Here is a 3,171-nt window from a genome sequence, read left to right on the forward strand (position 1 = left end):
GTATCCATCCGGTGAAGGCCGCACCCGTTTCAGTTAGCGGTCACTGGGTTTGATGATGCGTTTTGCTGCGGCGTTACGACGAGCGGCGATCCGGCCGAGGATGCCGTTGATCGGGAAGACATCGAGTTCGTCTGGATCGTAGTCGTCGAGCCATTCGCTGACATCGGCGTGATCTGGATGGTCCGGATCGTTTCTCGCCTCGAGCATTTCGTAGAACCCCGGGATGCCGCCGCAGTCCTCGGGAGGGCAGTTGCGCTCACCGGCGATGAAACGCGGATATGCCGTGGAGCGATCCCCAGCTCGGACATCCCTGATGATCAAACTGTGTTCCCAGTAATCGCCGAAATCATAGACATAATGAATCCGGGTAGTGCCGGGAGCAAGCACATCGCGCAGTCGTGTGCGGGAGGCGACCTTGCGGGGAGCGGTCCCCCAGTCCTCGTCCATGGGCAGGCCGTAGGTCTGGTGATCGATGACCATCTCCCAGAGGTGATAGTCGAGCCATCCCATGGCGGTCTGGACGATCTCGTGCAGCACCTTGAGGGTGATGGAGGTTGGGACTTCGAGCTCTCGCCAGATGAGCGGGTCGGAATCGTTCAGCTCGATACGCAGCGTGGCGATCTCGGTAAAACTGTCGATGGCGCTTTGGCGGGTCATGCCGCCTGCGATAGCAGACCTTCACTCTTGCGCCAGTTCCAAGGCAGCAGCTGATCGAGCCTGGTGGCGGGATGATCGGCGATGCGAGCGAGGACATCGGCGAGCCAGGCCTGCGGATCGACATCGTTGAGCCTGGCGGTCTGGATCAGGGTGTAGATGATGACGGCACGCTGGCCGCCGCGATCGGATCCGCAGAACAGCCATGCCTTGCGGCCAAGCGGGATGCAGCGGAGCGCGCGCTCAGCTGCGTTGTTGGTGAGGCAGATCCGGCCATCGTCGAGGAAGCGGGTGAACGCGTCCCAGCGCTTGAGCATGTAGAAGCAGGCCTTGGTGAGATCATGGCCGCGCGATAGCTTGGCGACCTGCTCGGTCAGCCAGGTGTGGAGCTCGGCCATGAGCGGCGCGCTGAGTTCCTGGCGAACTGCAAGCCGCTCGGCCGGGCTCTTGCCGTTGATGCCGCGCTCGATGTCGAACAGGGCATCGAGGCGCTGCACGGCTTCGAGCGCGATCGGATAGATCATGGCGGCGCTCTGTCCGCGACTCTTCTTGCGGGCCGAGCTTACGACATCGGCCAGCTCGAAGAACTTGCGCCTCGCATGGGCGAAGCAGCCTGCCTCGAGCACGGGGCCGGGGTCGCGTCCTTCGCGATAGAGGTCGTTGTAGCCGCTATAGGCATCGGCCTGTAGGATCCCGGACCAGCCTGCGAGATGGGCTTGCGGGTGCTCGCCGCGCCGATCGCGCGAGTAGTGGAACAGCGCCGCCGGTGGATCAGACCCGGCGAACGGCCGATCATCGCGGACGTAGACCCATAATCGGGCCACATCGGTCTTGCCCTTGGCCATGACCGGCACGGTGGTATCGTCGCCGTGGATGCGGTCTGCAGCCAGAACGTGCGCCTCGATCAGCTTGTAGATCGGCATCAGCGCGTGAGCAGCGGCGCCGACCTGATCGGCCAGGGTCGAGAGACTGAGCGGCACGCCTTCGCGAGCGAACCGCTCGGCCTGACGGTTGAGGGGCTGATGCTGCCCATACTTCTCGAACAGCAGCATGGCGAGAAAGCTGGGCCCGGCCCATCCGCGGGGCACCACATGGAAAGGAGCGGGGGCCTGAGCGATCTTCTCGCAGTCCCGGCACGCAAACTTCTCCCGGACCGTCTGGATCACCTTCCACGAGCGCGGGATGACCTCGAGCGTCTCGGTGACGTCCTCGCCGAGCTTGGACAGCCGGTCCCCACCGCAGGCCGGGCAGGAACAGGGGGCAGGCACCACCACGCGCTCGCGGGGGAGGTGCTCGGGGAACGGCTTCCTTGCCGGGCGCTTGCGCTCGAAGGCAGTGACCGTGGTGGTCTTCGCTGCCGCTTCCTCGGCAATCAGATCGTCCTCGGTGGCGTCAGCCTCGAGCTCTTCGAGCTGCAGCTCCATCTGACCCAGCAGGCGTCGGCTGCGCTCGGCGCTGGGGCCATACTGCTCGCGCTTCAGCTTGGCGATCTGCAGCTTGAGGTGAGCGATCAGCGCCTCGATGGCGCTCTGGTGGGCCATGGCGTTGGCGAGCTTGGCCGTGGCAGTGGCAGCGTTCTGCTCGGCCTCCTCGGCTCTGCGGGCCATCGTCGCCACCAGCGCCTTGAGCGCTTCAACGTCGTCTGGCAGGGGCGAGATGGCGGCTTCCACAGGAGAGATGGAATCATGTTCCACCCTCTGCCGCAAGGGCAAAACACCGCCTTGCGACGATTATCCTGCGCTCTGCGGCCGCCACGTATACTGGGGGTTCCTCCAGTCGATCCCCTCCAGCAGGCAGGCCAGCTGCGAGGGGGTCAGCGACACCGTTCCCTCCTTGGCCGACGGCCATACGAACCGGCCCTTCTCGAGCCGCTTGGCGTAGAGCGACATGCCGATCCCGTCGTGCCATATGATCTTGATCAGCGAGCCCGCGCGGCCGCGGAATACGAACAGATCCCCGCCATGCGGATTACGCTTCAGGCCCTGCTGCACCAGCAGTGCCAGGCCCTGCATGCCCTTCCTCATATCCGTGTGGCCCAGCGCGATCCACACCCGCGCGCCGGAAGGGATCATCGCAGAGCCTTCAGCGCGGCAGCGACCAGCGCCGGCGATGCCGCAGCGAAAACGCTCAGCCGCTTGCCGCGTGGCAGGTCGATGATCATCGCCGGGTGCTCGGCAGCGCTGACCGGCACCGCGTCCCCGTCGATCACCGCTTCGGCGAATACCGGCGTGGGAAGCGCATCCGGCGCCTCGGCCTCCTGCGCCGCGCCTGCATCGAGCAACTTGCGCCGCCAAGTGTAGATCAGCGCCGAGGAGATATCGTGCCGCCGACACACCTCGGCAACGCAGGCGCCAGGCGCGAACGCCTCGGAAAGGATCCGCAGCCGTTCTTCCTCGCTCCACCGGCGCCGCCGCTCCGGCCCCGAAAATACCGTCACCTGACCCATCGACCACTCCTAAGCGCGCTCAAAAGAGCACGCTAAAGAGCGCTCGCTACCTACCCGCGCAAGGCGGCCCC

At 65.3% G+C, this 3,171-nt stretch carries 4 protein-coding genes; all 4 read right to left on the bottom strand.

Features of this window, described 5'->3' with window-relative positions:
- Positions 1 to 33: 33 nt before the first annotated feature.
- Genes BZF61_RS15420 through tnpA form a run of 4 tightly spaced genes read right to left on the bottom strand, consistent with a single transcriptional unit; the run spans position 34 to position 3,100 of the window.
- Positions 34 to 657 (bottom strand): plasmid pRiA4b ORF-3 family protein, encoded by a 624-nt coding sequence (locus BZF61_RS15420; protein WP_027443935.1) that lies wholly within the window; start codon positions 655 to 657, stop codon positions 34 to 36.
- Complete coding sequence (gene tnpC, locus BZF61_RS15425) at positions 654 to 2,324, bottom strand: IS66 family transposase (protein ID WP_086620183.1); 1,671 nt, start codon at positions 2,322 to 2,324, stop codon at positions 654 to 656. The genes BZF61_RS15420 and tnpC overlap by 4 nt, the downstream gene beginning before the upstream one ends.
- A 60-nt stretch (positions 2,325 to 2,384) precedes the next feature.
- On the bottom strand, positions 2,385 to 2,726 hold the full coding sequence (gene tnpB / locus BZF61_RS15430; RefSeq protein ID WP_086616938.1) for an IS66 family insertion sequence element accessory protein TnpB: 342 nt from the start codon (positions 2,724 to 2,726) through the stop codon (positions 2,385 to 2,387).
- The gene (tnpA, locus tag BZF61_RS15435; protein ID WP_086616937.1) at positions 2,723 to 3,100 is read right to left on the bottom strand and encodes an IS66-like element accessory protein TnpA; all 378 of its coding nucleotides are present in this window, start codon (positions 3,098 to 3,100) and stop codon (positions 2,723 to 2,725) included. The genes tnpB and tnpA overlap by 4 nt, the downstream gene beginning before the upstream one ends.
- Positions 3,101 to 3,171: the final 71 nt, after the last annotated feature.

Source organism: Erythrobacter tepidarius, from assembly GCF_002155695.1.
Lineage (GTDB): Bacteria > Pseudomonadota > Alphaproteobacteria > Sphingomonadales > Sphingomonadaceae > Erythrobacter > Erythrobacter tepidarius.